At 69.8% G+C, this 490-nt stretch carries 1 pseudogene; it reads left to right on the top strand.

What is annotated here, in order from left to right:
* Positions 1-21: 21 nt before the first annotated feature.
* A pseudogene (locus D7X55_RS46040) lies at positions 22-490 on the top strand (SIS domain-containing protein); the annotation flags it as partial.

Genomic DNA, 490 nt, shown 5'->3' on the forward strand with positions numbered 1-490 from the left:
AGCTGCGACCGCGCCTTCGCCATGACCAGCAGCCTGACCTGCATGCTGCTGGCCGCGCTGACCGTGTTCGATCGTTCGCCGTGGGATGCGCGCGTGACGCGCCTGAAGCAGATCGCCGCGCTGGCCCGCGAAGGCCTGGCGCAGTGGGATGCACCGGTGGCGACACTGGCGCAGCGCCCGTTCAACCGCATCATCTACCTCGGCAGCGGCCCGCTGGAAGCACTGGCACGCGAGTGCGCGCTGAAGGTGCTGGAGCTCACCGCTGGCCGCGTGCTGGCGCTGGCCAACACACCCCTGGGCTTCCGTCATGGCCCGAAGTCGACGCTGGATGGCAACACCCTGGTGGTGGTGCTGCGCAGCGTGCAGCCGCTGGCGCGCCGCTACGAACAGGACCTGCTGGAAGAACTGCGCCGCGACGGCGTGGCCGGCCAGGTGCTGGCGATCGGTCCGCATTCGGACATCGGCGCCGACGACGAATACACCCTCACCG

Source organism: Corallococcus sp. AB049A, assembly GCF_003668885.1.
Classification (GTDB): domain Bacteria; phylum Myxococcota; class Myxococcia; order Myxococcales; family Myxococcaceae; genus Corallococcus; species Corallococcus interemptor.